The organism is Pseudomonas graminis (assembly GCF_013201545.1).
In the GTDB taxonomy this organism is placed as follows: Bacteria; Pseudomonadota; Gammaproteobacteria; order Pseudomonadales; family Pseudomonadaceae; genus Aquipseudomonas.
On sequence record NZ_CP053746.1, the window covers coordinates 755,083 to 779,621 of the forward strand.

At 60.4% G+C, this 24,539-nt stretch carries 22 protein-coding genes; 11 read left to right on the top strand and 11 right to left on the bottom strand.

Annotated features, from left to right (window positions below):
* Positions 1 to 102 precede the first annotated feature (102 nt).
* Positions 103 to 1,557, top strand: a complete 1,455-nt coding sequence (locus FX982_RS03470) for a mannose-1-phosphate guanylyltransferase/mannose-6-phosphate isomerase (protein WP_122535838.1) — start codon at positions 103 to 105, stop codon at positions 1,555 to 1,557.
* Positions 1,558 to 1,793: 236 nt separating this feature from the next.
* Positions 1,794 to 2,126 carry a hypothetical protein gene (locus FX982_RS03475; protein ID WP_172609654.1) on the top strand — a complete coding sequence of 111 codons (333 nt, stop codon included), beginning with the start codon at positions 1,794 to 1,796 and terminating at the stop codon, positions 2,124 to 2,126.
* Between the two features lie 202 nt (positions 2,127 to 2,328).
* Here the strand turns inward: FX982_RS03475 and FX982_RS03480 are convergent, their stop codons facing one another.
* Positions 2,329 to 4,995, bottom strand: coding sequence for an RHS repeat domain-containing protein (locus FX982_RS03480; protein WP_254074873.1), 2,667 nt, complete (start codon positions 4,993 to 4,995; stop codon positions 2,329 to 2,331).
* A 287-nt stretch (positions 4,996 to 5,282) separates the two neighbouring features.
* Here FX982_RS03480 and FX982_RS03485 point away from each other — a divergent pair, with 287 nt between their 5' ends.
* Both FX982_RS03485 and FX982_RS03490 read left to right on the top strand, forming a co-directional pair.
* Entirely contained in the window at positions 5,283 to 5,747 is a 465-nt protein-coding gene (locus FX982_RS03485; RefSeq protein WP_172609656.1) for a multidrug transporter, read from the top strand.
* Between the two features lie 33 nt (positions 5,748 to 5,780).
* Positions 5,781 to 6,605 carry an SDR family oxidoreductase gene (locus tag FX982_RS03490; protein WP_172609657.1) on the top strand — a complete coding sequence of 275 codons (825 nt, stop codon included), beginning with the start codon at positions 5,781 to 5,783 and terminating at the stop codon, positions 6,603 to 6,605.
* Positions 6,606 to 6,881: 276 nt separating this feature from the next.
* Here the strand turns inward: FX982_RS03490 and FX982_RS03495 are convergent, their stop codons facing one another.
* Genes FX982_RS03495 through FX982_RS03510 form a run of 4 tightly spaced genes read right to left on the bottom strand, consistent with a single transcriptional unit; the run spans position 6,882 to position 11,692 of the window.
* The gene (locus FX982_RS03495; RefSeq protein WP_172609658.1) at positions 6,882 to 7,754 is read right to left on the bottom strand and encodes an efflux RND transporter periplasmic adaptor subunit; all 873 of its coding nucleotides are present in this window, start codon (positions 7,752 to 7,754) and stop codon (positions 6,882 to 6,884) included.
* A 15-nt stretch (positions 7,755 to 7,769) separates the two neighbouring features.
* Positions 7,770 to 7,970: a DUF1656 domain-containing protein gene (locus FX982_RS03500; RefSeq protein WP_065991906.1), complete on the bottom strand. Its 201-nt coding sequence runs from the start codon at positions 7,968 to 7,970 to the stop codon at positions 7,770 to 7,772.
* Positions 7,960 to 10,158 carry an FUSC family protein gene (locus FX982_RS03505; RefSeq protein WP_172609659.1) on the bottom strand — a complete coding sequence of 733 codons (2,199 nt, stop codon included), beginning with the start codon at positions 10,156 to 10,158 and terminating at the stop codon, positions 7,960 to 7,962. The genes FX982_RS03500 and FX982_RS03505 overlap by 11 nt, the downstream gene beginning before the upstream one ends.
* 22 nt (positions 10,159 to 10,180) lie before the next feature.
* Positions 10,181 to 11,692 carry an efflux transporter outer membrane subunit gene (locus FX982_RS03510; RefSeq protein WP_172609660.1) on the bottom strand — a complete coding sequence of 504 codons (1,512 nt, stop codon included), beginning with the start codon at positions 11,690 to 11,692 and terminating at the stop codon, positions 10,181 to 10,183.
* A 180-nt stretch (positions 11,693 to 11,872) separates the two neighbouring features.
* Here FX982_RS03510 and FX982_RS03515 point away from each other — a divergent pair, with 180 nt between their 5' ends.
* Positions 11,873 to 12,820: a LysR family transcriptional regulator gene (locus tag FX982_RS03515; RefSeq protein WP_133772022.1), complete on the top strand. Its 948-nt coding sequence runs from the start codon at positions 11,873 to 11,875 to the stop codon at positions 12,818 to 12,820.
* A 99-nt stretch (positions 12,821 to 12,919) separates the two neighbouring features.
* The gene (locus FX982_RS03520; RefSeq protein WP_172609661.1) at positions 12,920 to 13,894 is read left to right on the top strand and encodes a 2-hydroxyacid dehydrogenase; all 975 of its coding nucleotides are present in this window, start codon (positions 12,920 to 12,922) and stop codon (positions 13,892 to 13,894) included.
* Between the two features lie 208 nt (positions 13,895 to 14,102).
* On the opposite strand, the gene FX982_RS03525 is transcribed toward FX982_RS03520, so the two are convergent.
* Positions 14,103 to 15,002, bottom strand: coding sequence for a DMT family transporter (locus FX982_RS03525; protein WP_172609662.1), 900 nt, complete (start codon positions 15,000 to 15,002; stop codon positions 14,103 to 14,105).
* A 133-nt stretch (positions 15,003 to 15,135) separates the two neighbouring features.
* Here FX982_RS03525 and FX982_RS03530 point away from each other — a divergent pair, with 133 nt between their 5' ends.
* Entirely contained in the window at positions 15,136 to 16,014 is an 879-nt protein-coding gene (locus tag FX982_RS03530; protein WP_172609663.1) for a helix-turn-helix domain-containing protein, read from the top strand.
* On the opposite strand, the gene FX982_RS03535 is transcribed toward FX982_RS03530, so the two are convergent.
* The 3 genes from FX982_RS03535 to FX982_RS03545 all read right to left on the bottom strand — a co-directional run bounded on the left by FX982_RS03535 (position 16,011) and on the right by FX982_RS03545 (position 20,039).
* The gene (locus FX982_RS03535; protein ID WP_254074906.1) at positions 16,011 to 18,368 is read right to left on the bottom strand and encodes a TonB-dependent siderophore receptor; all 2,358 of its coding nucleotides are present in this window, start codon (positions 18,366 to 18,368) and stop codon (positions 16,011 to 16,013) included. The genes FX982_RS03530 and FX982_RS03535 overlap by 4 nt on opposite strands.
* 73 nt (positions 18,369 to 18,441) lie before the next feature.
* Entirely contained in the window at positions 18,442 to 19,437 is a 996-nt protein-coding gene (locus FX982_RS03540) for a FecR family protein (protein ID WP_254074874.1), read from the bottom strand.
* Positions 19,434 to 20,039 (bottom strand): RNA polymerase sigma factor, encoded by a 606-nt coding sequence (locus FX982_RS03545; RefSeq protein WP_172609664.1) that lies wholly within the window; start codon positions 20,037 to 20,039, stop codon positions 19,434 to 19,436. The genes FX982_RS03540 and FX982_RS03545 overlap by 4 nt, the downstream gene beginning before the upstream one ends.
* 293 nt (positions 20,040 to 20,332) lie before the next feature.
* Between FX982_RS03545 and FX982_RS03550 the strand changes: the two genes are divergently transcribed.
* The 3 genes from FX982_RS03550 (at position 20,333) to FX982_RS03560 (ending at position 22,211) form a co-directional block, all read left to right on the top strand.
* Positions 20,333 to 20,755, top strand: a complete 423-nt coding sequence (locus FX982_RS03550) for an HPF/RaiA family ribosome-associated protein (RefSeq protein ID WP_122535302.1) — start codon at positions 20,333 to 20,335, stop codon at positions 20,753 to 20,755.
* A 540-nt stretch (positions 20,756 to 21,295) separates the two neighbouring features.
* The gene (locus FX982_RS03555; protein ID WP_122535301.1) at positions 21,296 to 21,625 is read left to right on the top strand and encodes a DUF3509 domain-containing protein; all 330 of its coding nucleotides are present in this window, start codon (positions 21,296 to 21,298) and stop codon (positions 21,623 to 21,625) included.
* Between the two features lie 241 nt (positions 21,626 to 21,866).
* The gene (locus tag FX982_RS03560) at positions 21,867 to 22,211 is read left to right on the top strand and encodes a YXWGXW repeat-containing protein (RefSeq protein WP_122535300.1); all 345 of its coding nucleotides are present in this window, start codon (positions 21,867 to 21,869) and stop codon (positions 22,209 to 22,211) included.
* A gap of 85 nt (positions 22,212 to 22,296) precedes the next feature.
* Here FX982_RS03560 and FX982_RS03565 read toward each other — a convergent pair whose 3' ends face one another.
* Entirely contained in the window at positions 22,297 to 22,743 is a 447-nt protein-coding gene (locus tag FX982_RS03565) for a phosphate-starvation-inducible protein PsiE (protein ID WP_172609665.1), read from the bottom strand.
* Positions 22,744 to 23,158: 415 nt separating this feature from the next.
* On the opposite strand from FX982_RS03565, the gene FX982_RS03570 reads away from it, so the two are divergent.
* Positions 23,159 to 23,425, top strand: a complete 267-nt coding sequence (locus FX982_RS03570; protein WP_122535297.1) for a YebG family protein — start codon at positions 23,159 to 23,161, stop codon at positions 23,423 to 23,425.
* A 55-nt stretch (positions 23,426 to 23,480) separates the two neighbouring features.
* Here FX982_RS03570 and FX982_RS03575 read toward each other — a convergent pair whose 3' ends face one another.
* Entirely contained in the window at positions 23,481 to 24,503 is a 1,023-nt protein-coding gene (locus FX982_RS03575) for a Glu/Leu/Phe/Val dehydrogenase family protein (RefSeq protein ID WP_172609666.1), read from the bottom strand.
* Positions 24,504 to 24,539: the final 36 nt, after the last annotated feature.

A 24,539-nucleotide genomic window follows, 5' to 3' on the forward strand; every position in this document is an offset into this window, starting at 1 on the left:
CGCCGGGCGATGCAAGACAAAAACCAGAAAGACCGAAAAGACCGAAAAGACCGAAAAGACCTACAGCCCATTCGAACGATTTTTGCTTAACGGAGAAACAAAATGATTCCAGTGATCTTGTCAGGTGGTAGCGGTTCCCGACTCTGGCCTCTTTCGCGTAAACAGTTTCCAAAACAGTTCCTGGCGCTGACCGGCGAACACACCCTGTTCCAACAGACCGTCGAGCGTCTGCAGTTCGACGGCATGCAGCACCCGGTTGTGGTGTGCAACAAGGACCACCGCTTCATCGTCACCGAGCAGCTCGGTGCATTGGGTCTGGAAACTCAGGCCGTGATCATGGAACCGTTTGGTCGCAACACCGCGCCTGCTGTCGCCATCGCCGCGATGATGCTGGCCAATGAAGGTCGCGACGAGCTGATGCTGGTCCTGCCAGCCGACCACGTGATCGACGATCAGAAAGCCCTGCAACGCGCACTGGCCCTGGCCACCGTCGCTGCAGAACGCGGCGAAATGGTGCTGTTCGGTATTCCGGCGACCAAGCCTGAAACCGGCTACGGCTACATCAAGTCCACCGCCGATGCCCTGCTGCCTGAAGGCGTCAGCCGCGTGCAACAGTTCGTTGAAAAGCCTGATGAACAACGCGCCCAGGAATTCGTCCAGGCCGGCGGTTACTACTGGAACAGCGGCATGTTCCTGTTCCGCGCCAGCCGTTATCTGGAAGAGCTGAAAAAGCACGATCCGGACATCTACGACAACTGCCTGCTGACCCTTGAGCGCAGCAAACACGAAGGCGACAGCATCTCCCTGGACGAGGCAAGCTTTGCCTGCTGCCCGGACAACTCCATCGACTACGCCGTCATGGAAAAAACCCAGCGCGCGTGCGTCGTACCGCTTGATGCGGGCTGGAGCGATGTCGGCTGCTGGTCGTCCCTGTGGGACGTGCACGCCAAAGACGAGAACGGCAACGTTGCCAAAGGCGATGTCGTTATTCAGGACAGCCGCAACTGCATGATCCAGGGCAACGGCAAACTGGTGACCGTGATCGGCCTGGACAACATCGTTGTCGTCGAAACCAAAGACGCCATGATGATCGTCCACAAAGACAAGGTTCAGGGCGTCAAGCAACTGGTCAACACGCTGAACGAGCAAGGCCGCAGCGAAACCCAGAACCACCTCGAAGTCTATCGCCCGTGGGGCTCGTACGACTCCGTGGACATGGGCGGCCGTTTCCAGGTCAAGCGCATCTCCGTCAAGCCGGGCGCCAGCCTGTCGCTGCAGATGCACCACCACCGCGCTGAACACTGGATTGTTGTATCGGGTACCGCTCAGGTCACCTGCGACGACAACGTGTTCCTGCTGACCGAGAACCAGTCGACCTACATCCCGATCGCCTCGGTTCACCGTCTGCGCAACCCAGGCAAGATCCCGTTGGAAATCATCGAAGTCCAGTCGGGCAGCTACCTGGGCGAAGACGACATCGAACGTTTCGAAGACGTCTACGGCCGCTCCACCCCAGGCATCGAAGCCGGCGTGAAGACCCAGACCATCGCGCGTTAATACCGCTTCACCTAGTAGTACTAGCCCCCGTCAATCCTCTGCGTATTCCCCATCCGCAGAGGGTTTTCGGGGGCTTTTTTGTGAATAGTTGCGGTGAGAACCGGAATATTCGCGCCGATCGTTATCGCCAATTCATCTTGGTGGTGTCACTTCTAACAGTATTCAGGCCGGCGGGCGAAAGGTACTTTTTGGAAGAGGTCAATTCACCTCTGACCCATTCACAAGGATGATGAATCATGAGCGATAACAACAAAGCTTACCCGATCCCTTTCTTCGATCGACCTGATTACACACTGGTTCGCGGTGAGGATGTGGAGGCCGTTTTCCCGCAATACGAAGGCAAGGATCAAAAAGAAATTACCCACATCAATTTCAGAGCAATTGGTGAAGAAAATACCGGCCCTACGATCTTTCAACCTTTCAACCCCAACGGGGAGACAAGGGCAACATTCCCCGGAAGCTCCTTCGCTATTATTCGAAATAAAAAGGTGGTGTTGACGGCAGAACCGCATACCGAGAATGGACATGGCGTCGTCACTAACGACAAACCTTATTTTTTCGACAAGTAGGTAGAGTGTGGAGGCTGCGCACGGTGACGTGGCGGTCTCCATCACCTGAAGCACACAACGCACCATTAGCCCAATCCTTTCCCCTTTTTTCCGCTTTCGATTTTCACGCCCCATTCCAGTGATGATCCGCTTCACCGGCCTGACATGACTGATCGGGTCGCGCGTCGAGTTCTTCCCGTCTTGATCTGCATATTTGTCAGACCTACTTGCGCAACCATCTTTCAGGAAATCGGGTTGCGCTGACCAACGCGGGAAAAGTGTCTGCATTCATCTGTAACAGCGAGGATCTTACGCGGCCATTGCCCACAAAGGTGGCCCTGCGTTGATGCCGGTTAGCCGCGTCATCTGTTAAACCTTGCATGCTGGTCTCGTAAACAGAAGCAGTGCCATGCTTCTCGGAAGGACCTGATTTGACAATTCGCGACAAGGACTTTCTTATTTGTTTGCTCCAGCCTCGCACAGCCTTAGCGGTAGCATCGGCCTCCAGTTTCGGCTGCTTGTAATAATGGGTATCAACGGTGAAATTGACTGCATGGGAAGTTTCATGGATCAACGTCCAGGCAACCTCAAGCACATGATCCTGGTCAAGATGGGTGCGTGAAACGCCAAAGCTCTGGACAACATCTTCGAACTCTCCCGCCAATAAAGTACGTCCCTTAAGCATGGATGGACCGTCAAAAAGCTCGATATCAAGATCCGCGTGCGGCTTACCAAATGCCGTTAAGAGGTTCCAATAACTGTCGAGGCTTTCTGCGACGGCCTCTTTCGTTTCAGCGCGAATGGGTGCCGGCAGTTCACCAAACGTCGCGTCGAAGGCCTTGACTACATCCTGGCTGGGTGACACTTCGCGAAGTTGATCACGCGTTCCAGCCACCAGATAACCTGCAGCGTCCAGCGCCTGCCTCATTTTCGCCTGCTGTACCGGGCTGAAATCCCCCATTCCTGCGGCTACCACCACGACCTGGGGAACATCGTAAGGGGCTGCGCCTTGGGAGTCGCGATAGCGGATCGGTGAGTTACTGCAAAAGCAAAACAGATTTACCCCGCCTTGTTCACCCGTCGGATCCGGATTGATCCAGCGCATCAGCCACGGTGCGTAATACCGCAGGCCATAGTAGTAAAGCCCGGTCGCGTCCCGCTCTTTTCCTGAATAACGCACGGTTTTATAGTGCGCTTCAATTTGGCATCGGCCGGCCCACCAGGCTGTGCCTCCAAAGGGGTAATAACTTTCCTGACTGATCAACAGGCATTGCTGATCCAACTCCAACAGGCTTGACCCCAAGTGATCACTCAGCGTGTAACGCGTCTGATCGTTGTCTATCGTCTCCGGCTTGCCCTTTACCCAGTGCAGAACCCGCACCGCGTTGCGTCCGCCAGGAGCGGTGATGACGTGCAGCGTTTCGCCAGTCGCGCTATTGGCGCGGATTTCCAGGCCCGGCAGATAACGTACGTCGTTCAAATGGACGACGTTTTTAGCCTGAACAGTCCGAATCTTGCGCACACGCAGGCCGGTTGCGTCATAGACGTAAACCTCACTGTCATCCACTCCCGAAGGCCTGGCGACCAGGGTCACCCTGCGCAACTGGTTGCGAGAGTTCCACTCAATATTTTGCCCGGGCTCCAGCCGCTGCAAATTACCGTTGGCATCGAATGCGGCAGCAATCTCGGCGTCAGTTGGCGGCGTGTCAGTCAGTTGAGCCAAGCACCTGTTGCTACCTTTGGCCGCCGCCAGCCATTGCGAATGATCTTGCACGCCAACGTGACTGCGTTTGAGCAAATTGCCGCCCGCATCGTATTCGTAGTTCTGCCGGTAATTCGTCAGTCGGGAGGGGTCGATCGGCGATTGAAACACCGCAAGATCCCGACCTCGATTGACCGACGCCAGCTCCCGACCGGTGGCCTCGATGAGCTGATACAGCGTGTCGTACGTGAATGTGCTGATGGGCTTGGTGAGCTGATTGATGAAATGGCTTTGAGGGAGCGAAGCATCTTCAATGCTGATCACGTTGCCGACCGGATCGTAGGCGTAATGCAGATCCTGCAGTCTTTCTCCACCGGGAAGCGTCGACTGGACGTTCACCAGACGAGCGTCCTGTGTTGAATACGCCGCAGAGGTGACCACGCCATTTCCGGCTGTTTCTGAAACCGCGCGATTGAAAGCGTCGTATTGAATATCGCTCACCAGCGTTTCCGCTGGCAGGCCGGCCAGCTGCAAGCGGGTTTGCTTGAGCAGCCCGGCGACCGTCTGGGCAAAAAACCGGGTGTTTCCCATGGCATCGCGTTGTTCGAACATTTCGCCTGTGGGAGCGAATCGCCAGGCCATCCCGGCGCCGTCTCCGGGTTCCAGAAGCTGGTCGCAAGCTTCGTCGGATTCCGGCCAACTGGACATGTTCAGATCATTGAGAAAACGCCGCGCCTGCGAGCGCGCATTCCGGTTTATATCGAACGACGTATTGCACAGCGAGCCGGCCGGATCGTAATGCCTGACTAGTTGATTGCATTGGTTGGCGTGATGGTCATCAGGCCCTCCATAGCTCAAGCGCTCGACGCAGGTTTGCGCCGTACCGTCCCGTACGCCCCGTTCTTCAAATAAGGCGATCGGCCGCAGCTGTTGGTCGTATTCGACCCGCTGAACCATTCCGCGTCCGTCCCAGCCCCCGTCACGCTGCCCACCTTCCCCCACTGATTGAAGGCGCCACCCCGCATCGCCGCTCTCATAAAGCAGCCGCTCCCCGCTGAGCGAGAAGACCACACTCACATTGCTCGTCGCGTCCGATGCCAGATCGGCGGCAGCCCATAGTCGCGGGTCCCAACGCGCCGTTTGCCTTCCTACGGGGTCGTAGGCAAGGCGGTCAACCCGCGCGGTCATGGGCGCATCCGTTTGAGCCCGATAAAAGGACACCGTACGAACCGGCAGCCTGCGCGGTTCTATTACCGTGAGTGTCGGAGTGCGGGTATGTAGCGGGCAGGAATGAGCCATGACCTGTGCAATCCGTTGCAGGAGATACCGTAAGACTAGTGTGGCTCCGGATTTCTGACTGACCGCCGGTCCGGCTGGACGGTTGCGCTGGACGGTTCGGGTTGAGCCATATCCATTAGCCCAATCCCCTCCCCTTTCGGTACGATGCCCGCATCTGCAATCGCGAGATCGACACGATGATTTTCGGCGCCGTACTCCTGTTCACCTGGCTGATCTTGCTTCTGCGCTACCCCTCCAGAGCCCTGCCCGTTTCCCTGGCAGCAGCGGTCGGATTGGGCGTAGTGGCCGCGTTTGTGGTCTGGGAAGACAGCCGCGATGGGCAGCGCCTGGAGCGTCTGCAACTGCGCGTGAACTATATGCCGCAGCAGTGCCCGACAGGTCGGCCGTTGCTGGTGCTGATCGATAACGGCAATAAGGTTTCGCTTACCGAACTGCGCTGGAAAATCGCGGCCTACGCGCCGGGCGATACCGTCAATCTGGCCGAAGACACCTACACCGCGCCGCGCTATCGCGGGCCGGGCGATTTGTTGCCCGGCAGCCAGTGGCAGGATTGCTTGCCGATGCCGCCGCTGCGCCCGGGTTATCGGCCGCAGACCCTGGAGTTTCGTGCCGAACACTTGCAAGGCACATTCTCCGGCTGAGCGCCGCTCCTCTCTTTTTTCAAGGACTGAACCATGTCTGTGGTGTTGATCACCGGTTGTTCCAGCGGCATCGGCCGCGCCATGGCGGATGCCTTCAAAGCGGCAGGCTATGAAGTCTGGACAACCGCACGCAAGCCGGCGGATGTGGAGTCACTGACCGCTGCAGGTTTCCGCGCGGTCACGCTGGACGTTAATGACAGCGCTGCGATTGATCGACTCGTCTCCGAGCTGGGTCAACGTGGCAAAGGGCTCGACGTGCTGATCAACAACGCTGGCTACGGTGGCATTGGCCCGTTGCTGGATGGCGGTGTCGAGGCCATGCGCAGGCAGTTCGAAACCAACGTGTTTTCCGTGGTCGGCGTGACGCGCGCGCTGTTTCCAACACTGCGCCGCAACAAGGGATTGGTGGTGAATATCGGCAGCGTTTCGGGCGTGCTGGTGACGCCGTTCGCGGGTGCGTATTGCGCGTCCAAGGCCGCCGTCCATGCCATGACCGACGCGCTGCGCATGGAACTGGCGCCTTTCGGGATTCGTGTGATGGAAGTCCAGCCCGGCGCTATCGACACCCACTTCGCGCAGAACGCCAGCCACGAGGCCGAGCAGGTGATTCACGAACATTCGCCGTGGTGGCCGTGGCGAGAAGGCATCCGCGCCAGAGCCAATGCGTCACAGGGCAATCCGACACCCGCCGCCGATTTCGCCCGCGACGTGCTTACCGCCGTACAACGCCGTCATCCCCCGCGCTTGCTGCGATCCGGCAACGGCAGCCGCGCGCTGCCGCTCATGGAACGTTTGCTGCCCAAGTCACTGCTCGAATGGATTCTGAGCAAGCGATTCAAGCTGGATAAGAAGGCTTAGCTGCCACAGCAAGCCCACTCAGGCGCGTACTAACCTGAGGTCGATGCAAGACTTGTGGGAGCGAGCTTGCTCGCGAAGGGGCCAGTACATTCGCAGCATTTTTAGCTACCGGGCTGATAGTCTTCGCGAGCAAGCTCGCTCCCACAAGTCCTGCGTCCACTCGAAGCTGTGAGCTAGTAAGAGATGCCGAGTCCACCCCGAGCCTGTGAGAGCAACCGGGGTGGCGCTCCACCTTGCTTGCGAAGGCTTACGTTCAGCCTCCATGGATCTCAGGTGTTACTGCACCGAACCTTCCTGCTCAGGATTCACAATCACCGTGCAGGTGATCCCCGCCGCCAGCACGACGCCTTCCGGCACGTGGTCCAGGTGAATGCGCACGGGCACGCGCTGGGCCAAGCGCACCCAGTTGAAAGTCGGGTTAACGTCAGCGATGAGTTCGCGGCTCTCCGGGTTGTCACGATCATAGATGGCGCGGGCGATGCTCTCGACGTGGCCCTTCATCACTTCGCCGCTCATCAACTGCATGTCCGCCGGATCGCCAACTCTGACGTGGGGCAACTTGGTCTCCTCGAAGAAGCCGTACACCCAGAAAGAATTCCTGTCGACGACGGCCATCTTCGCCTCACCGATCCGCGCGTAGTCGCCGCGATGCACGTTGAGGTTGGTGACGTAGCCGTCCACCGCCGCCAGCACTTTGGTGCGTTGCAGGTTCAACTGCGCGGCTTCGAGCTGCGCGACCGCCAGTTGATAATCCGCCTGGGCAGAGGTCGCGACATTGCTGGCGTCTTCGCGGCTCTCGGCGGAGATCACCAGGGCGTCCATGTCTTTGCGTCGATTGGCGTTGACCTTGCGCATCTCCCACGTCGCCTTGCGCGACGCCACCATCGCCTCGGCCTGCTTCACCGCCAGCTGATAATGCTCGGGGTCGATCTGCATCAACAGGTCGCCTTTTTTCACCGGCTGGTTGTCCTTCACCGGCACATCGATTACCACGCCACTGACATCGGCGGCGACGTTGATCACGTCAGCCCGCACCCGGCCGTCGCGGGTCCACGGCGTGTCCATGTAGTGAATCCACAGCAGCCGGCCGATCCAGATGGCCAGGGCCAGAATCAACAAAGTCGCGATCAGACTGAAGAGCTTTTTCATCTCAACCAACGTGCCTCAACGGTAAACAGTGAGCGCCATGGCGCCGAAAATGCAGCTGAACAGGCTCAGACGCAGCAGCGCCGGATGCCAGAAAAAACGGTACAGGTCGAGCCCGGACATGAAGCGGTCCAGCGCCCAGGAAAGCACCATCGCCACCAGAAACATGACGGTCACGGTCGGCATGTAAACGCCGTGGAAGGCGAGTTCACGAGGCATTGAGTTGTCCTTGCGGCGAGGCCACAGATGCCTGCTCTGACGTGGCGCCTGCCAGCGGCGATTGCGGATCCAGCAGGCAGGTGCGGATGAAGTGCAGGTAGCTTTTCACCCGGCGCAACGCCGAGGTGTCGAAGTGCGGTGCGAAGGGCTCGTCAGTGTTCTGCACGCAGACGATGGCGTGATCGACGGCCGACAGACTGCGCGCCAGATTGTGGCGATCAGGCTGGATGAACAGCCGAATCAGCGAGCGGCCCATGGCGCGAATCGCCTGCCGCCAAGGTTGCGATTCGGCGTAGCTGGGGTGTACCGGCAGGATGTCCTGCTCGCGGCGTAACTCGATGATCGCGTGGCCAATCTCCAGCACCACGAACATCCAGCGCAGCAGGTTGCGCTGCACCTCGGGTTTGCCGGCGGCCAGGCCATAGGCCTGATGCATCAGGTCACGGGTGCGGCTTTCGAAACTGGAGCGAATCCCGCGCAGCGGCGCGCTGATGGCGAAACTCACTTGGTGACGCAGATTGCCTTCGAGCCGCTGCCACAGCCAGCGGCTGTTGGGCGGCAGGATGATTGCCCCCGCCGCTGCGCACAGCAGCATGCCAAGGACCATGGCGATGTAGTCGTTGATGAACGCGTACGGGTTGTAGACCGTGAGGTTATCCGGCGCCGAGCCGATGCTGAAGAAAATCAGCAGCCCCAGTCCGTAGCCGACCCATTGCGGCCGCGTGGTCAGGAACGTGCCGAGCACGAACACCGGCGCCAGTACCATGCACAACAGCGGAAAACCATCGATGCGCGGCAGCACGAAAAAGGTGATGAAAAAGCCCAGCACGGCGCCCAGGAATGTCCCGCACGCCATCTGAAACGACATGCGCCTCGGGTTCGGCGTGGTCGCGGAAAGCGCCACCGTGGCGGCGGACACGAGGGTCATCGACGCACCGCTCGGCCAGGCCGTGGCCACCCAATACACAGACATCACCGCAAGAATGAACGTCGCGCGCACTCCGGACGCCAGCGACGATAGCCAACTGGTGGTGGACACGAACGGCTCGACCCACTTTTCCCGCACATGGCGGTGATCGGCCAGTGACGCGTGGGTCTGGGCGTAGTCGTGCATGTCGTCGACGAAGCGATACAGCAACTCGTAAGCGGTGTGGAAATCCAGCAGGTCCTCATCGCTGGGCTCGGTCTTGACGAACGCGGCGCGCAGGCTGCGCACGTGCTCGGGCAAATCGGTCTTGTACACGCTCAACCGATTGGCGAGCAGCGCGGCGTCAGCGTTGGTCAGCGCGCGCCCGGCGAAAGGCTCCAGCACTCCAGTCAGCGAATTCAGGCCAGGCTCGATGGCTTGAACCGCCGGCGTCACGCCGCGCCGACGCAAGCGTTCGAGCAACTGATGCAAGGCGTTGAAGCGCGTGGTGATGGTCATGAATTCGCTGTTCAGGCGATTCAGTCGACCGTTGCGGCGACGCATGTGCGGGTCTTCGAACACGGTGACCGCGCGCAGGCCTTCGAGCCCGACGGCATCGGCGATGAAGCGCACATTGCTGGCTTCGAACGACGCCGGATCGCTCTCGCCGCGCAGGCCGGTGATGACGAACTGGGCGAAGGTCCCGAAGCGCTGGTACAAGGTGTTGCGCATCGCTGCGCCGGCGCTCTGCGGCAGGATCGCGGCGCTGACCAATGTCGAGCAGACGATGCCCAGAGAAATTTCCAGGACACGCCACATTGCTGCCATGAACGAGGTGTCCGGGTGAGCAAGCGCTGGCAATCCGGTCATCGCGGCGGTGTAGCCGGCCAGCACAAAACCATAGGCGCGAAAGTTGCGATAGCGCGCGGCCCCGGCGCAGCAGAAGCCGACCCAGATCGCCAGACTGCCGAGGAACAGCTCGCTGTTTTGCGCGAACAGCGCCATCAGCGTGACCATCACCACGGAACCGGCGACGGTGCCAAGCAAGCGGTAAAAACTCTTGGCGAACACCTGACCGCTCTGGGGTTGCATGACGATGAACACGGTGATCATGGCCGTACGCGGCTGCGGCAGTTCCAGGCGCATGGCGATCCAGTAGGTCAAAAATGCCGCGGTCAGCACCTTGGCGATGTAGATCCACGTCACGCCATCGCTGCGCGCCCAATCATTAAGGCCGCGCCGCCATTCGAGGGATTTGAGCCAGTTAAAAGCGGCGTTCATCGCCAGGCCCTGCCGAAGCGCATCATTTATCAAACACCGCCAGTGACACCGGCGTTTTCGGGGCAGCGGTCTTTTCCGGCGCAGGAGAGTCATTGCCGGCCATCAAGCCGCCGCCCAGCGCCACCACCAATTCCGCGTGCACCGTCAGGCGTTCGGCCTGGACGTGTTGCTGGACCTGCTGCTGATGGAACAACAGCGTCTGCGCGTTGAGCACATTGAGGTAATCGGTCAGGCCGCGTGTATAGGCAACCATCGCGATGTCGTAGGTTTTCTGCGCGGCGGCCACCGATTGATCGGCGAACGCTTGCTGCTTGTCCATCGATTCGCGACGAATCAGCTGATCGGAAATGCTCTTCAGCGCCATCACCAGGGTCTGATTGTACTGCGCGACGGCTTCGTCATAGCCCGCCGACGCCACGCCCAGTTCCGAACGCAAACGCCCGCCGTCGAAGATCGGCAAGGTGATCGCCGGGCCCACGCTGTAGTTGAATTTCTTGCCGGCGAGGAATTCCAGCATGCCTCCGCCAGTGGCCATGTAACCCAGGCTGCCCATCAGATCGACGTTCGGATAAAACCCGGCATGGGCCACATCAATGCCTCGCGCTTGCGCCGCCACCCGCCAGCGACTGGCCACCACATCCGGGCGCTGCCCCAGCAATTCGGCGGGCAGCGCCGACGGCAACTTCAACGCTGCGTTCAGTGACAGCGTCGGGCGCTGCAAACTCGCGCCCTCGCCCGGGCCTTTGCCCGCCAGCGCAGCGATCTGATTGCGGCTCAGGGCAATGGCCTCGTCCAGGGCGTCAATCTGACGATGGGTTTCAGGCAAAGGGGTTTGCGCCTGGCTGACTTCGAAATGGGTGCCGATGCCGCCTTTCAGACGGCGCTGAGCCAGTTCAACGATCTGCTCTTGTTGCGCGAGGGTCGCTTCGGCGATATCGCGCTGGGCATAGTTGAGGGACAACTGGATGTAGGCGCGGACGATGTTGTCCTGCAATTCCAGCTGCGCCTGACGCTCCTGGGCCGCGCTCATGTGCGCCATGTCCATCGCCTGTTCGGAGTGATTGCTTTCCTGGCCCCACAGATCAAGGGAATAACTCAGGCCCAGCGACGCGTTGTTGTCCCACGTGCTGGTGTTCGACAGCTCACCCGGGCCGTAGAACTGATCCGTCGGCCAGTTGTGGCGTTTCAGGGAGCTGTCACCGGAGATGTGCAGGGATTCCGCCGACTCCGCGATGCCTCCCAGGGCCTTGGCCTGACGCACGCGCGCAGCGGCGATCGCCAGGCTGGGGCTGCCGAGCGCGGCCAGCGCGATCCAGCGATTGAGTTGGTCGTCGCCATAGGCGCGCCACCACTGACCGGCCGGCCAGTGGGCGTCTTTGTCGGCCGCCTTGATGGCGTCGTCGGTGGCCAGCGCGTCGGGCGACAACGCTGTGCCTTGTGGGGCAATTCCGCCAGTTCCGATGCAGCCGCTGATGAGTAACGTTAAAGCCCACACACTGAGGGGCTTGAGCCCTCTGACGAGACGACGCGGCACTGCTGCAATTACCTAATGGAGGGGGAATCGATGATGCGGCGATTCTAGGGGGCGTCTAGTCCGGCGATAAGCCGGGACTTCTGCGAATCTTTGTTACCGAACAGGAGATAATCCTTTGGTATGGCTGACATGGATCAGTTACTTCATGTCACAATTTGCTATCTCACCTGAGAACGGCCAATGGACACTCTGCAAAACATGCGCGCCTTCACTTGCGTGGCGCAGGCGGGCAGCTTCACCGCTGCTGCCGCTCAACTGGACACCACCACCGCAAACGTTTCGCGCGCTGTCTCCAACCTCGAAGCCCACCTGCAAACCCGACTCCTGAACCGCACCACGCGCCGCATCGCCCTGACTGAAGCGGGCAAGCGTTACCTGCTGCGTTGCGAGCAGATCCTCGGTTACGTGGAAGAAGCGGAAGCCGAAGCCAGCGACGCCCATGCGCGCCCGGCCGGGCAGCTGAAAGTCCACTCGATGACCGGCGTAGGCCAGCATTACGTCATCGACGCGATTGCCCGATACCGGCGCAATCACCCGGACGTGTCGTTCGACCTGACCATGACCAACCGCGTCCCGGACCTGCTCGAAGAGGGTTACGACGTGTCCATCGTGCTCGCCAGCGAGCTGCCGGATTCGGGCTTCGTCTCCCAGCGCCTGGGCATCACGTACAGCATCGTTTGCGCTTCGCCCGCCTACATCAAGGCGTTCGGCATGGCGCACCGGCCGGCTGACTTGCTCAATCACGCCTGCCTGCGTCTGGTCAGCCCGGTGTTCCCGCTGGAAAAGTGGGCGTTTGACGGCCCCGAAGGCCAGGAAACCGTGACCATCGGAAACTCGCCGTTTCTGGTGAACTCGGCCGACGCCATGCAGGCGGCGATCAGCAGCGGCATGGGCATCGGGATTCTGCCGATCTACTCGGCGATCGAAGGTTTGCGTAATGGCTCGCTGGTGCGGGTATTGCCGCAGTACCGGTCCCACGAGCTGAACCTGTACGCGATCTACCCGTCGCGGCAGTACCTGGATGCGAAGATCAAAACCTGGGTCGAGTACCTGCGCGGCTCGTTGCCGGAAATCATGGCCGCCCATGAAGCGGATCTGCAGACCCATGTGTTGCCGGAGACGGTTTAGTCATCACCCACGCGCAACGGCGGTGACCCTGCCAATCCCTCGGCAAGAATGTTAGCGTGCTACGCATTGCCCTTCTGACCTGCCGAGAGAAGCTATCCGATGAAAAAGACCGTCCTTGCCTTCAGCCGCGTGTCCCCGGAAATGGCCGAGCGCCTGCAGCAAGACTTCAACGTGATCATCCCCGATCCGAAAAAGGGTGATCTGAACGAGCAGTTCAACGAAGCCCTGCCCCACAGCCACGGCATGATCGGTGCCGGTCGCACGCTGGGGCGCGAGCAGTTGGAGAGCGCGAAGCAGCTGGAGGTGGTGTCGAGCATTTCGGTCGGCTACGACAACTACGACGTCGGCTACCTCACCGAACGCAGCATCATGCTGACCAACACCCCCGACGTGCTGACGGAAAGCACCGCCGACCTGGGCTTTTCGCTGATCATGAGCAGCGCGCGCCGCGTCGCCGAACTGGACGCTTACACCAAAGCCGGTAAGTGGAAACGCAGCATCGAGGCGTCACATTTCGGCACCGACGTTTACGGCAAGACGCTGGGTATCGTGGGGATGGGCAACATCGGCGCGGCGGTGGCGCGACGCGGTCGTCTGGGTTTCAACATGCCGATCCTGTACAGCGGCAACAGCCGCAAGACCGCCCTCGAGCAGGAACTGGGCGCGCAATTCCGTACGCTGGACCAACTGCTGGCCGAGTCGGATTTCGTCTGTCTGGTGGTGCCGCTCAGCGAAAAGACCCAGCACATGATTAGCACGCGCGAACTGTCACTGATGAAAAAGAGCGCCATTCTGGTAAACATCGCCCGCGGCCCGATCGTGGACGAACCGGCGCTGATCAAGGCGCTGCAGGACGGCACCATTCGCGGCGCCGGGCTGGATGTCTACGAAAAAGAGCCGCTGTCTGAATCGCCGCTGTTCGCCCTGAGCAACGCGGTAACGCTGCCCCACATCGGCTCGGCGACTGACGAAACCCGCCAGGCCATGGCCGACCGCGCCTATACAAACCTGCGCGCCGCGCTACTGGGCGAGAAGCCGCAGGATCTGGTGAATACGCAGGTGTGGAAGGGCTGAGTGTCACAGTTCTAATGATCTTTCCCACGGTCCCCGTGGGAATGCCGCTCCCGGCGCTCCGCGCCATTTCAGCGGGGATGACGCGGAGCGTCACAGGCTGCATTCCCACGCAGAGCGTGGGAACGATCAGCTCTCTCAATCCAGTCTGTGATCGTTCCCACGGTCCCCGTGGGAATGCCGCTCCCGGCGGTCCGCGCCAGCCAGCTTCTCACGCCAGTTTTGCACCCACCGGCGTAACCACCCTGGGCTTCCTGAACACCAGCACGTTCCCCGCCATCACCAGCACCAGCCCCATCAGCGCCGGGGCGGTCCATTGGTAGCCTTCGGCAAACGCTGACACATTCAACGCCACCACCGGAAACAGCACCGTGCAATACGCCGCGCGCTCCGGGCCCATGCGGCCGACCAGGGTGAGGTAAGCCGTAAAGCCAATCACCGAACCCGGGATTACCAGATACAGCAACGAGCCGATGTACCGCGCGTTCCACTCAAACCCGAACGGCGTACCGCTCAGCAGGCAATACACGCACAGCATCGTCGCGCCATACAGCATGCCGTAGGCGTTGGCGGTCAGCGGACGCAGACCGGCCTTCTGTTGCAGGCTGGAAAGCATGTTGCCCGCCGAGAAACACAGCGTGCCGAGCAGGGTCAGTGCCAGGCCGATCAAGGTCTCGCGACTGGCGCTGTGCCCGGCCAACTCCGGCCAGAACAGGCACGCCAGGCCCATCAGCCCCAACGTCCCGCCCAACACGACGTTGCGCGCGATTTTCTGTTTGAAAAATATCCGGGCGTTGAGGGCGTTCCACAGTGTCGCGGTGGAAAACACCACTGCCACCAGACCGGTCGGGATCCACTGGCTGGCGGTGTAGAAGCACATGAAGTTGACGCAGAACAGGCACAGCCCTTGCGCCAGACAGATGAGCTGCCCGCGACGATTGACCTTCTGCAGTTTCCCGGTCGCCATCAACAACGCGAAGATGATCAGCGCCGCGAGGCCGAAGCGGTAGACGATCGACACCGGGATGGCGACTTCGCCCAGTTGCAGTTTCAAGGCGATCCAGGTCGTGCCCCAGATCAAAACGGTCAGCAGATACAACGTGATGTTCATGTCGGGCTCCCCAGTGAAGCCTCAGTCTGGCTACGCGGCGCTGCGCTCACTTGCAAAAACTTGCGCATTTGATCGTCACCCCGCTGGCAGGCGGCGGCCCTCGGAGTAGGATGCGAGGCGTAGAGGAGTGCCCATGTCGTCACTTGAAACCATCCAGGTTTTCCAATCCCTGAACAGCTCGCCCCACGCGCAGCTGGAAAAGTGCGCGACCCTGGGCGACGGGGTGATGGCGGCGCTGTGGAACAACCGCCACGACGCGCAGAACTACCACGCGCCGACGCACCACACCCTGTCGTGCTACATCGACGGCGGCACCGGGACGTTCCGCCGCGATCAGCCAGACCTAAAAGGCGCTCCGGACAAGATCTGCACGCTGCCCGCCGGCCATCAGTCTTCCTGGGTGGTGAACGGGGAAATCCGCCTGGCGCATCTGTACATCAGCCCCGAACAGTTCGCCCTCAATTGCGTCACGCTGCTGGATCGCGAGCCACGCCAGCTGGCGTTGCAGGAGCACACGTTTCTGGACGACTCGCTGCAGGCCGAGCGCTTTCATCGTTTGATCCGCATGGACTGGAGCGAGCCCGGCGAACGCATGCTCACCAGCAGTCTCGCCCATGAGCTGCTCGATCACATGGTCCTGCGCCAGGTGGGGCTGCGCGAAGGGTTGCGCTTGAAGGGCGGGTTGGCCCCACACTTGCGCCGTCAGTTGGTGGAGTTTATCGAGCAGAATCTTGCCGATCCCTTGAGCCTCGGCCAGTTGGCCGGCATGTGCGCGCTGTCGGAATACCACTTCGCGCGAATGTTCCGCGAAAGCTTCGGCCTGCCGCCCCATCAATACCTGCTCGCCCGACGCCTCAGCCGCGCCCGGGAACTGCTGCGCTCGTCGCGCAAGCCGTTTGGCGAGATCGCCCTGGAATGCGGCTTCGCCAGCGCCAGCCACTTCAGCAACCGGTTCAAACAGTCGGTTGGCGCGACGGCGGGTGAGTACAGGGCTGCGTTTCAGTCGCGTTAAAACTCCAGCGTCGTCGCCATCACCACCTGCCGCGAATCTCCCAGCGACACGAAATAACGGCTTACCGCCGAGCTGTAATAAGTGCGATCAAACAGGTTTTTCACGTTCAGCTGAAACTTCACTTTTTGCCCGTCCAGACGGGTTTCGTAAGTCGCGAAGGCATCGGCGACGGTGTATCCGGGCAGCTCAAAATCATTGTCCGCATTGCCCGCGCGTTGGCCCACGTAATGGGCACCTGCTCCCGCGCGCAGCCGGTCCGCACCCAGCGCGGCGCCAAAGTCGTACACCGCCGAAACCGACCCGCTGTGCCGGGGTACGTTCTGCAAGCGGTTGCCTTTCAGGGTCGGGTCTTCAACCACCCAGGCGTCGGTGAAGGCGTAACCGCCAATCAGGCTCCAGCGTTCTGACAGCTGCCCGCTCACGTCAAGTTCCACCCCCCGCGAGCGCACCTGACCCGCCGTGGTGTACACGGTGTTCGCTGTCACCGAGTCAAAATTCGCCACCAGCACGTTGCGCTTTCGGATGTCGAACAGCGCCAGCGTCGCACTGATGCCATCGGAAGAATCCCACTTGGCGCCCAGCTCCCACGCTTTTGATTCTTCGGGCAGCGTCGCCGAATCCAGAACGGTGCCGCCCGCCAGCGTGGCGATGCTGGAGTTGGGCTTGAACGCCTCGGTGTAACTCCCATACACCGACAGCTCATCGCTGTAGCGGTAAACAAGGCCGGCTCGGGGAATCCACTTCTGCCCGTTCAAATCGGTGTTGCGCGTGAAAGGCGAGCCTTTACCAGCCTGTTGATCAAACACTTGATAACGCGCGCCCGCGACGAAAATCCAGCGCTCGCTGAGGTGCAGGGAGTCCTGAACAAACACCGAGTCGCTGCGCAGGATGTCGAGCTGATGGCTGTCCGCCGCACTGACCTGAGTGCCCTCTGCTTCCCGGCCATACACCGGATTCACGTAGCTGAACGTGCTTTGGCTTTTCTGGCGGATCAGTTCACCGCGCGCGACTTTTCGGTACTCGTCGTCGACGCCGATCAGCAGTTCATGCCGCATGCCGGCCAACGACGTATCGCCATTCAGGGTCAGGGTGGTGAAGCGATCAGTGCTCAGGGCGTTGCCGGTCCCGTCGATGGAGCGGGTCAGTGTGCCGGTGGCCGGATTGACGGCGGTCACCCGCACCTGACTGGCGTCGTAGGTCTCGCGGTTGTAGCTGTAACCGATGTGGCCTTTCCAGGTGTCGTCGAAGCTGTGGTCGACCTCGAGTCGATACAGATCCGAGCGCCCTTCCATGTCGTTGAAGGGCTCGTCCAGACGGCGGGTGGCCGGTATATCCAGCGGATGATTGGTGCGAGGATCGATTGCCGTGCCGCGATCAAACGGCGAGAGAAATTCGCGGTGCTCGTAGGACGCCAGCACTTCGGTGTCATCGCCATACCAGGCAAGCGACGGCGCGATCAGCGATTCACGGTGCACGCCGTAATTGCGCCAGTAATCTTCGTCTTCGTGGTCAACGATCAAGCGATACGCCAGCCCGGCCGACGCCCCTTCAGCGCCATCAATGGCGCCGGTGCTATCGAGCGTTACGCCGCTGCCGTTCTTGCCTGAGCCGAAGCTTGAACCCCGAGCCGTCAGCGCGTTGGCCGACGGCAACTGGGGGCGCTTGCTGACCACATTGATCACCCCGCCCGGGTCCTGAATGCCATACAACAGCGACGCCGGACCCTTAAGGACTTCGACGCGCTCAGCGGTGGCATTCAGGTTGCGGCCCTGGACCACCGGCATGCCGTCGCGCATGATCGAACCGTCGCGATTGTCGCCGAAACCGCGCTTCATCAACGTGTCCTGGGTGCTGCCGAGGGTATTACCCTGGGTCACGCCGCTCACGTTGGCCAGCGCATCGTCGAGGTTGCGCGGCGCCTGATCGCTCAGCGCCTGCGCAGGAACGGTACTCACCGCCTGCGGGCTTTCCAGCGACGGGGTTGTGCTGCGCATCACTGATGCCACGGCGGGCGGCTGATAGCTGTAAACGGCGCTGCGAGTGGACGCGATCTGCGTCGCGCCAAGGGTGACTACGCCCTCGGCTGGCGGGGACTGCAGCGTAAAGGTGTCGTCGGTGGCGCGGCGGAATGTGAGGGCGGACCTACTCAAGAGCAAGCGTAATGCCTGTTCCGCACTGAATGAGCCTATCAACGCAGGAGCATCGATCGCGTAGGGCGCGTCCTGGGTGTAGATCACGCCCTGCCCCGTGACCCGACTGAAATCCCTCAGTGCTTGAGGCAGCGGTTTGGCCGGGATCGAAAAGTCGTAGGCCGGCACGGCTGCCTGGGCGCAGGCGCTCCAGACCGCTACCACCGAAACGCCACACCACCTTTTCACATCAATCAATCCCGTTTGAATACGAAACACCTAAACCGCTCGCGTGCGATCAACGGATCACAATGACCCGCCCGAGGGCTCCGAACTGCTCAAAACCAATGACGGACTTCAACGCTGCCAGCACGGCCTGTGGGTCGCGGCTGGGGAAGCTGCCGCTGACGGTCTTCGCGGCCAGCTCATCGTTAAGCAAAATGATTCGCCCCGGGTAATAGCGGTTAAGGTCGTTAATCACATTGGCGAGGGGCGTACGGGAATAATTGAGCCAACCCTGACGCCAGGCCAATTGGCTTTCAGTGTCGACGGGCTGCGGATCAGTGACGCGTTCGCGGTCATAACGGGCCTGCTGACCTGCCGTCAGGATCAGCTGCGGCGCATCGGCGTCTGCCTTCACGCCAACGCGGCCCGAAAGCACGGTGACTTGCGCGCCGGCAGGTTGCAGTCGCACCTCGAACTGTGTGCCCAGCACCCGGGTTTCACCGCGTCCGCCATCGACCACGAACGGCTCGCCGTTGTGGATAACCTGAAAGAATGCGGCGCCACGGCGCAGCTCGACATGCCGTTCTCCGTCGTGGAAATGGACGGCGATGGCGCTGTCGGCGTCCATCATTACCTGCGACCCGTCTGCCAGGATCAACGTTCGGACCTGCCCCGGCGCCGACACATAATCAGCGTTCAAATCCTCTGCCCAGCGCTGCGGATTCCAGCCCATCGCGACGCTCACCATTAGCAGCAGACACGCCGCCATCGCCAGCGCCGCTCCCCAGCCCGGCAAGCGTTGCGGCGGTGGCGCGTCCATTTTCCGCAGCAAGGCGTCGAGGGCGACGGCGTCTTCGCCGGCCAGTGTGGTGGCAGGCTCTTCACTGAGTTCCCATAGCACCTGAGCCCGAGCGTAGGCCTGGGCATGGGCCGGGTCGGCGTGCAGCCAGCGGCTGAAACGCGCCTGATCAGCGATCGTCGGCTGATTGTGCAGCACACTGAGCCAGCTCAGGGCCATGGTGTCGGAATCGGCATTTGAATGAGTTTTCGGATCGGGGAAGGCGTTCATCGACGACCCCCTCCGGATTTCCCGACAGGGGGCACAACCCGAGCGACGTCCTGATTGACGCTCGCCTTGCAAGCCTGCAGGGCCCGCATCATGTGTTTCTCCACGGCACTCTGCGAAAGCCCCATGGCCTTGGCGATTTCGGCATATTTGCGTCCGTGGATACGATTGAGCAGGAAGATCTGCCGGGTTTTCTCCGGCAATGCGCGCAACGCCGTTTCGATGTGGCGCAGATCATTGCTCGCCTCCAGCGCCGCCTGGGGTTCGTCAGTGTCGGGCCGATGCGCGTCAGGCAGCATCTCGTCGCTGAGCCGGGCACGGGTGCCTTCATTGCGCAGATGGTCAATGGCGATATTGCCAGCACAGCGCAGCAGGTAGGTGTTGAGCTCTTCGACCTGGACCAGCGGGCGCCTCCAGAACCTGAGGAACAGGTCCTGCACCAGATCCGCTGCGGTCGCCCGGCAACCCACTCTTCGGCTGACCAGCGCCTCCATTTGCGGACGCTGGGACAGAAACACCTCCAGAAACCGTGCGCGTGCAGCCTTCGGGGCCTCGTGGTCGAGGTCCTGGCACGCTGAGCTCAAGGACGGAGGTGGATCGATCATGGTTCAGGCACGGCAGTGGGAATGATGCGAGGCGCGATATTAATGATAAATATTCTCATGCGCAAAAGATGTCCGACGAATCTCGCAACAAATCTGCGGCGGCTTAACCCAGCCCCTGAAAAGACGTGGCCCAGCAAAACTGGACTTGCCGGTCGAGTTCCCGCATTCGCGAAATATATTCTCGGTTGCAAGGGGTTGAATTGTTCGTGGATCGGCGCCAACACTGTGAATGAGGGCAGACGAAAAACACCTCGTCCAGACTCTCCCGAGCAAGCCAAAGTAAGGGAAGAACTATGCAAATCCAGGTCAACAGCGATAACCACATCGAAAACAGCGTCCGTCTGGAGGAGTGGGTACGAACCACGGTTGAAACTACGCTCGAACGATACGAAGAGGATCTCACCCGCGTTGAGGTCCACATCAACGACGAAAACGGCGACAAGCCCGGCCCGCATGACATCCGTTGCCAGATGGAAGCCCGGCCAAAAGGACACCAACCTATTTCCGTGACCCACAAGGCCGATTCGATTGATCAGGCAGTGGATGGCGCAGCGGTCAAACTCGACCACGCGCTGGAACATCTTTTCGGAAAACTGCGCGGCAACAAACGCGGTGCGGCTCCGGTAATTGAAAGCGATCTGGACGACGAGCCGGTCAGTGCTGACGCGCTGCTCGAAGAAGAATTTCTCGAGAAGGATGACGCGTTGCACGGCTGATGCAGCAGCCTTGAAACACTGAACTGCTGAACGAGGGGCGGGCCTGGAAACGGGCCCGCCCCTTTTTTTGTGCGGCCATCAAGCGGCGAGCGCAAGAGTGATTAGCTGCGCTAGCCACAGCGGCAAGTTCATTTGCCAACCCGGTGCACACTAAGAACGCATGAAGCGCGCAAATGGTGCCGGGTTGTAAACACCCAAGCGATTGGCCAGTACACGATGGACGTCGAAACCGTGACCTTGTTGGCAACTCAGCGCGTCGCGGTGCGCCCATGGGGAGCATTTACACCTTTCGTCCCTTGTGGCCCAAACCCTGCAAGCTTTGTATCGTCGAGCTTACAACTCACCTGCGCGGCGCGAACTTATTGGCCCCCCGCGCAGTGACTCGCTCAATGAGACGACCTTTCAACGGAACACTTATGGATACCACCGCGACTTCAGCGAGCGCGGCCAGGGCAGGAATCATCAACCGTTGATCGGCTTCGAGAACTAAAGGGATTCACCCCCAGTCAACTTATGCAGATCGTTAACAGGTAACAGGCCATGGATAACCCTTTTCAACTGATCACCGACGCCTTCCATCCCGACTATCGGGTCAACCTGAGTATCCAGGGCCTCGACGGGACCATCATGCTGACGCTGTCGAATGAATCAGGTGTGGTCGCCAAACGCTTGCTCAGTGCTGAGCAACGCAATTCGCCCAAGCGCCTGCGTCGCTTGATTGAAAGTATCCAGTTCGGCATCGCCATCGAACAGGGCCACAGCGCCATCAAAATCCTGGCAGCCATGACCGACGGTGACCTCAAGCAACTTTCGCCGCCGCCCACCCGAACCAGTTTTCTCAGCCGTTCGCAGTCGGCAGCCGGCATCTGATTTCTGATTTCTGATACGCATGGAGTGAGGTGATATCCATCGCCTCGCCAGCGCAGCCTCTTCGGGGCATCATTCTTGATGCGTCCTGCCACCCGCCGATGATCGCCAACTCCTCTGTAAGTCCTGCCGATTCAGCCCCCAGACAGAAAGCACCTGTTACAACAAACCTGTAGCAAGCCGGCTGCCCCGTGTGAACAGAAAACGGCGAGCAGCAGAGTCTGGACAAGTCTGAGGTGACGATATGTCTCTACGATACATAGCGCTGATTGGCGCGCTGGCGCTCGCGACCGGCTGCGTGGAAGAAAGAGTGGTGCATGAGCGCCGAGTGGTCGACCGACCCGCGCCCCGCGCCGAATACGTCGAAGTGGTCGCCCCGCAAGCGCCGCCCGTGCGCGTCATCGAAGAAGAACCGGCCCCGCGTCCAGGCTACATCTGGTCCCGCGGCTACTGGCGCTGGAACGGCAACCGCTACGTCGCCGAGCACGGCCACTGGGAAGCGGTACGGCCTGGCTATCGCTATCAACATCCGTACTGGGAAAGTCGAGGCGATGGCTGGCATTACCATGTTGGGGTGTGGGTGAACTGACGGACCGATGCGCGCAAAAATGCCCCGCTGAGACGGGGCATTTTTATGGGTCTGCTTATGGACTGGTTGAGAGGACGTGAATGGCTTACTCCACTTTCTCCTGCACGGATGGATACCTCGACGAGGAGTACCTGACGACCAGAATCGAGAACGCCAGCAACAGCACGCCGCCACAGACGTAGATAATCCCCAGATCCGGCGCTTTGTGATGTGACACGTCACTGATCAGCAAACGGATCAAAGCGGTCACCCCGATGTACAGCAAGAAGCGCAGGGGCATGTGGTTGGTCTTGAAATAAATCCCGACCATCGCGCCCAATTCGAGGTAGATGAACAACAGCAAAATATCATCTACGGCGATGTACTCCTGCCCGAGCATGCCGATGAAGGCTTTAATCGCGGCGTAAGCGGTCACCGCGCCAATGCCGAACAGCGCCAGATAGTGAAACGCTTCAACGGCCAAATTGCCCAGGCTGTTGGCGCCGCCATGCAGCTTGGCCCGCATCCGATCTGCCCATTTCACACCACCCATCCCTCACCTCCCCTGACCCAACCAAAACTGTTCATAACGAGCGCTGCGATGCAGCGGTGGATCTGTCGACGCAGGGCTATGGCCGCGTTGATGTTCACGATGTACTTCCTTGAGTGACCGGGACCGGATGATGCTCCGTGCGCATGACGATTTGCTCGTGCGCGCATGGCTGTAGGCAAGCATTAATAGGGCCATCGGCTAAGGTTGAGAACGTGACCAGATGTCGCAAGGTGGCTCGCGACAAAAAAGTGAGCGCGCACCCCCTACCCAAGCAGCGGCGATTCACCTATGCTGCGCACTGTATAAATACACAGTAAAAAGACGGAGTACGCTGTCTTTGCATCATCTGTCGGCCACAAGCGTTGAGCGCCCGGGCTGATCCCTTACAACTCTGGAAATGACGACGAGGCCAACAATGGCTGTTGAAACCCTTTACCGCAGTACCCGTGATTTGGAGACTACGTTCGTGGACCGCAAACTCGCCGATGCCCATGATCAGATGCTGGAACTGGCCGAACTGCTCACTGACGTGCTGATGAAAAACGTCGATGGCCTCTCCGAAAAACATGCAGAAGACGCCAGCATTTTCATGGCGAAAAACCGTGCCGTCTTCGCGGCCGCTTTCAAGAGCAATGCCCTGGCTCTCAACGAGCTGGCTCCTGCGGCTGAGCAGGCAGAGTGATCACGCCCGCGACGTCGCCTTCAGCCGGTTGACTGCGGGGTTGTCACGGAGCGATTCAGTCCATGTCCAGCAGCCGCTCGGCCAGCTCATCTGCAACCCGCGCGGGTGAGCGCTTTTCGGCTTGCGCATGGGCGAACACCTCGGTCAGCCGCGTGCCGATCTGAGAAAGATGCGCGGTAATGGTGCCCGGGCTTTGCCCCTGATGATGCAGCGCCACATAAATCAGACCGCCTGAATTGATCACATAATCCGGGGCATAAAGAATGCCACGGGCTTCCAGTTGGTCGGCAATGGCGGCGCAGCTCAGTTGGTTATTGGCGCCACCTGCCACTGCGGCGCACCTCAACTTGGTGACACTGTGGCTGTTGAGCACACCGCCCAGCCCGCACGGCGCAAGAATATCGCAAGGCGTGCTGAGCAACGCTTCGCTGGCGATCGGCTTGGCCCCCAACTGCTCCATGGCGAGTTGAACCTTGCCGCTGTCCAGATCCGCTACCAACAACTCGGCGCCTGCCGCATGCAACTGTTCCGCGAGCGCGTAACCCACATGGCCCAACCCCTGAATCGCGACGCGCAAACCTTCCAGATTGTCGCTGCCCAATCTCGCCATGGCCGTGGTTCGAATACCGGCGTACAAACCCAAGGCGGTATGCGCAGATGGGTCGCCTACCGCCGTGGTGCTGGTGACATGCTGGGTGTATTGGGCAATGCAGTCCATGTCCTCCCTGGAAGTGCCACTGTCCATGGCCGTGACGTAGCGGCCGTCGAGGGTCTGCACGAATCGCCCGAACGCCTCGAACAAGGCGGCACGATCGGGCACGTGGGCCGGACGCATGATGACTGCCGTTCCGCCACCCAGTGACAGCCCCGCAAGCACCGCTTTATAGCTCATGTTCCTCGCCAACTGAATGGCGTCTTCGATGGCGCTCTCTTCGTTTGGATAGGACAGGTAGCGACATCCCCCCATCGCCGGACCTTTCTGGCTGCTGTGGATCGCGATCACCGCCTTCAGGCCGGTGCGCGGCTCTACCATCATGTGCAGTGATTGCACGCGTGAGCTTTGCATGAGAGCGAACATGGGCACTGCTCCCCCTTTTTCGTACTGGCGAGTATA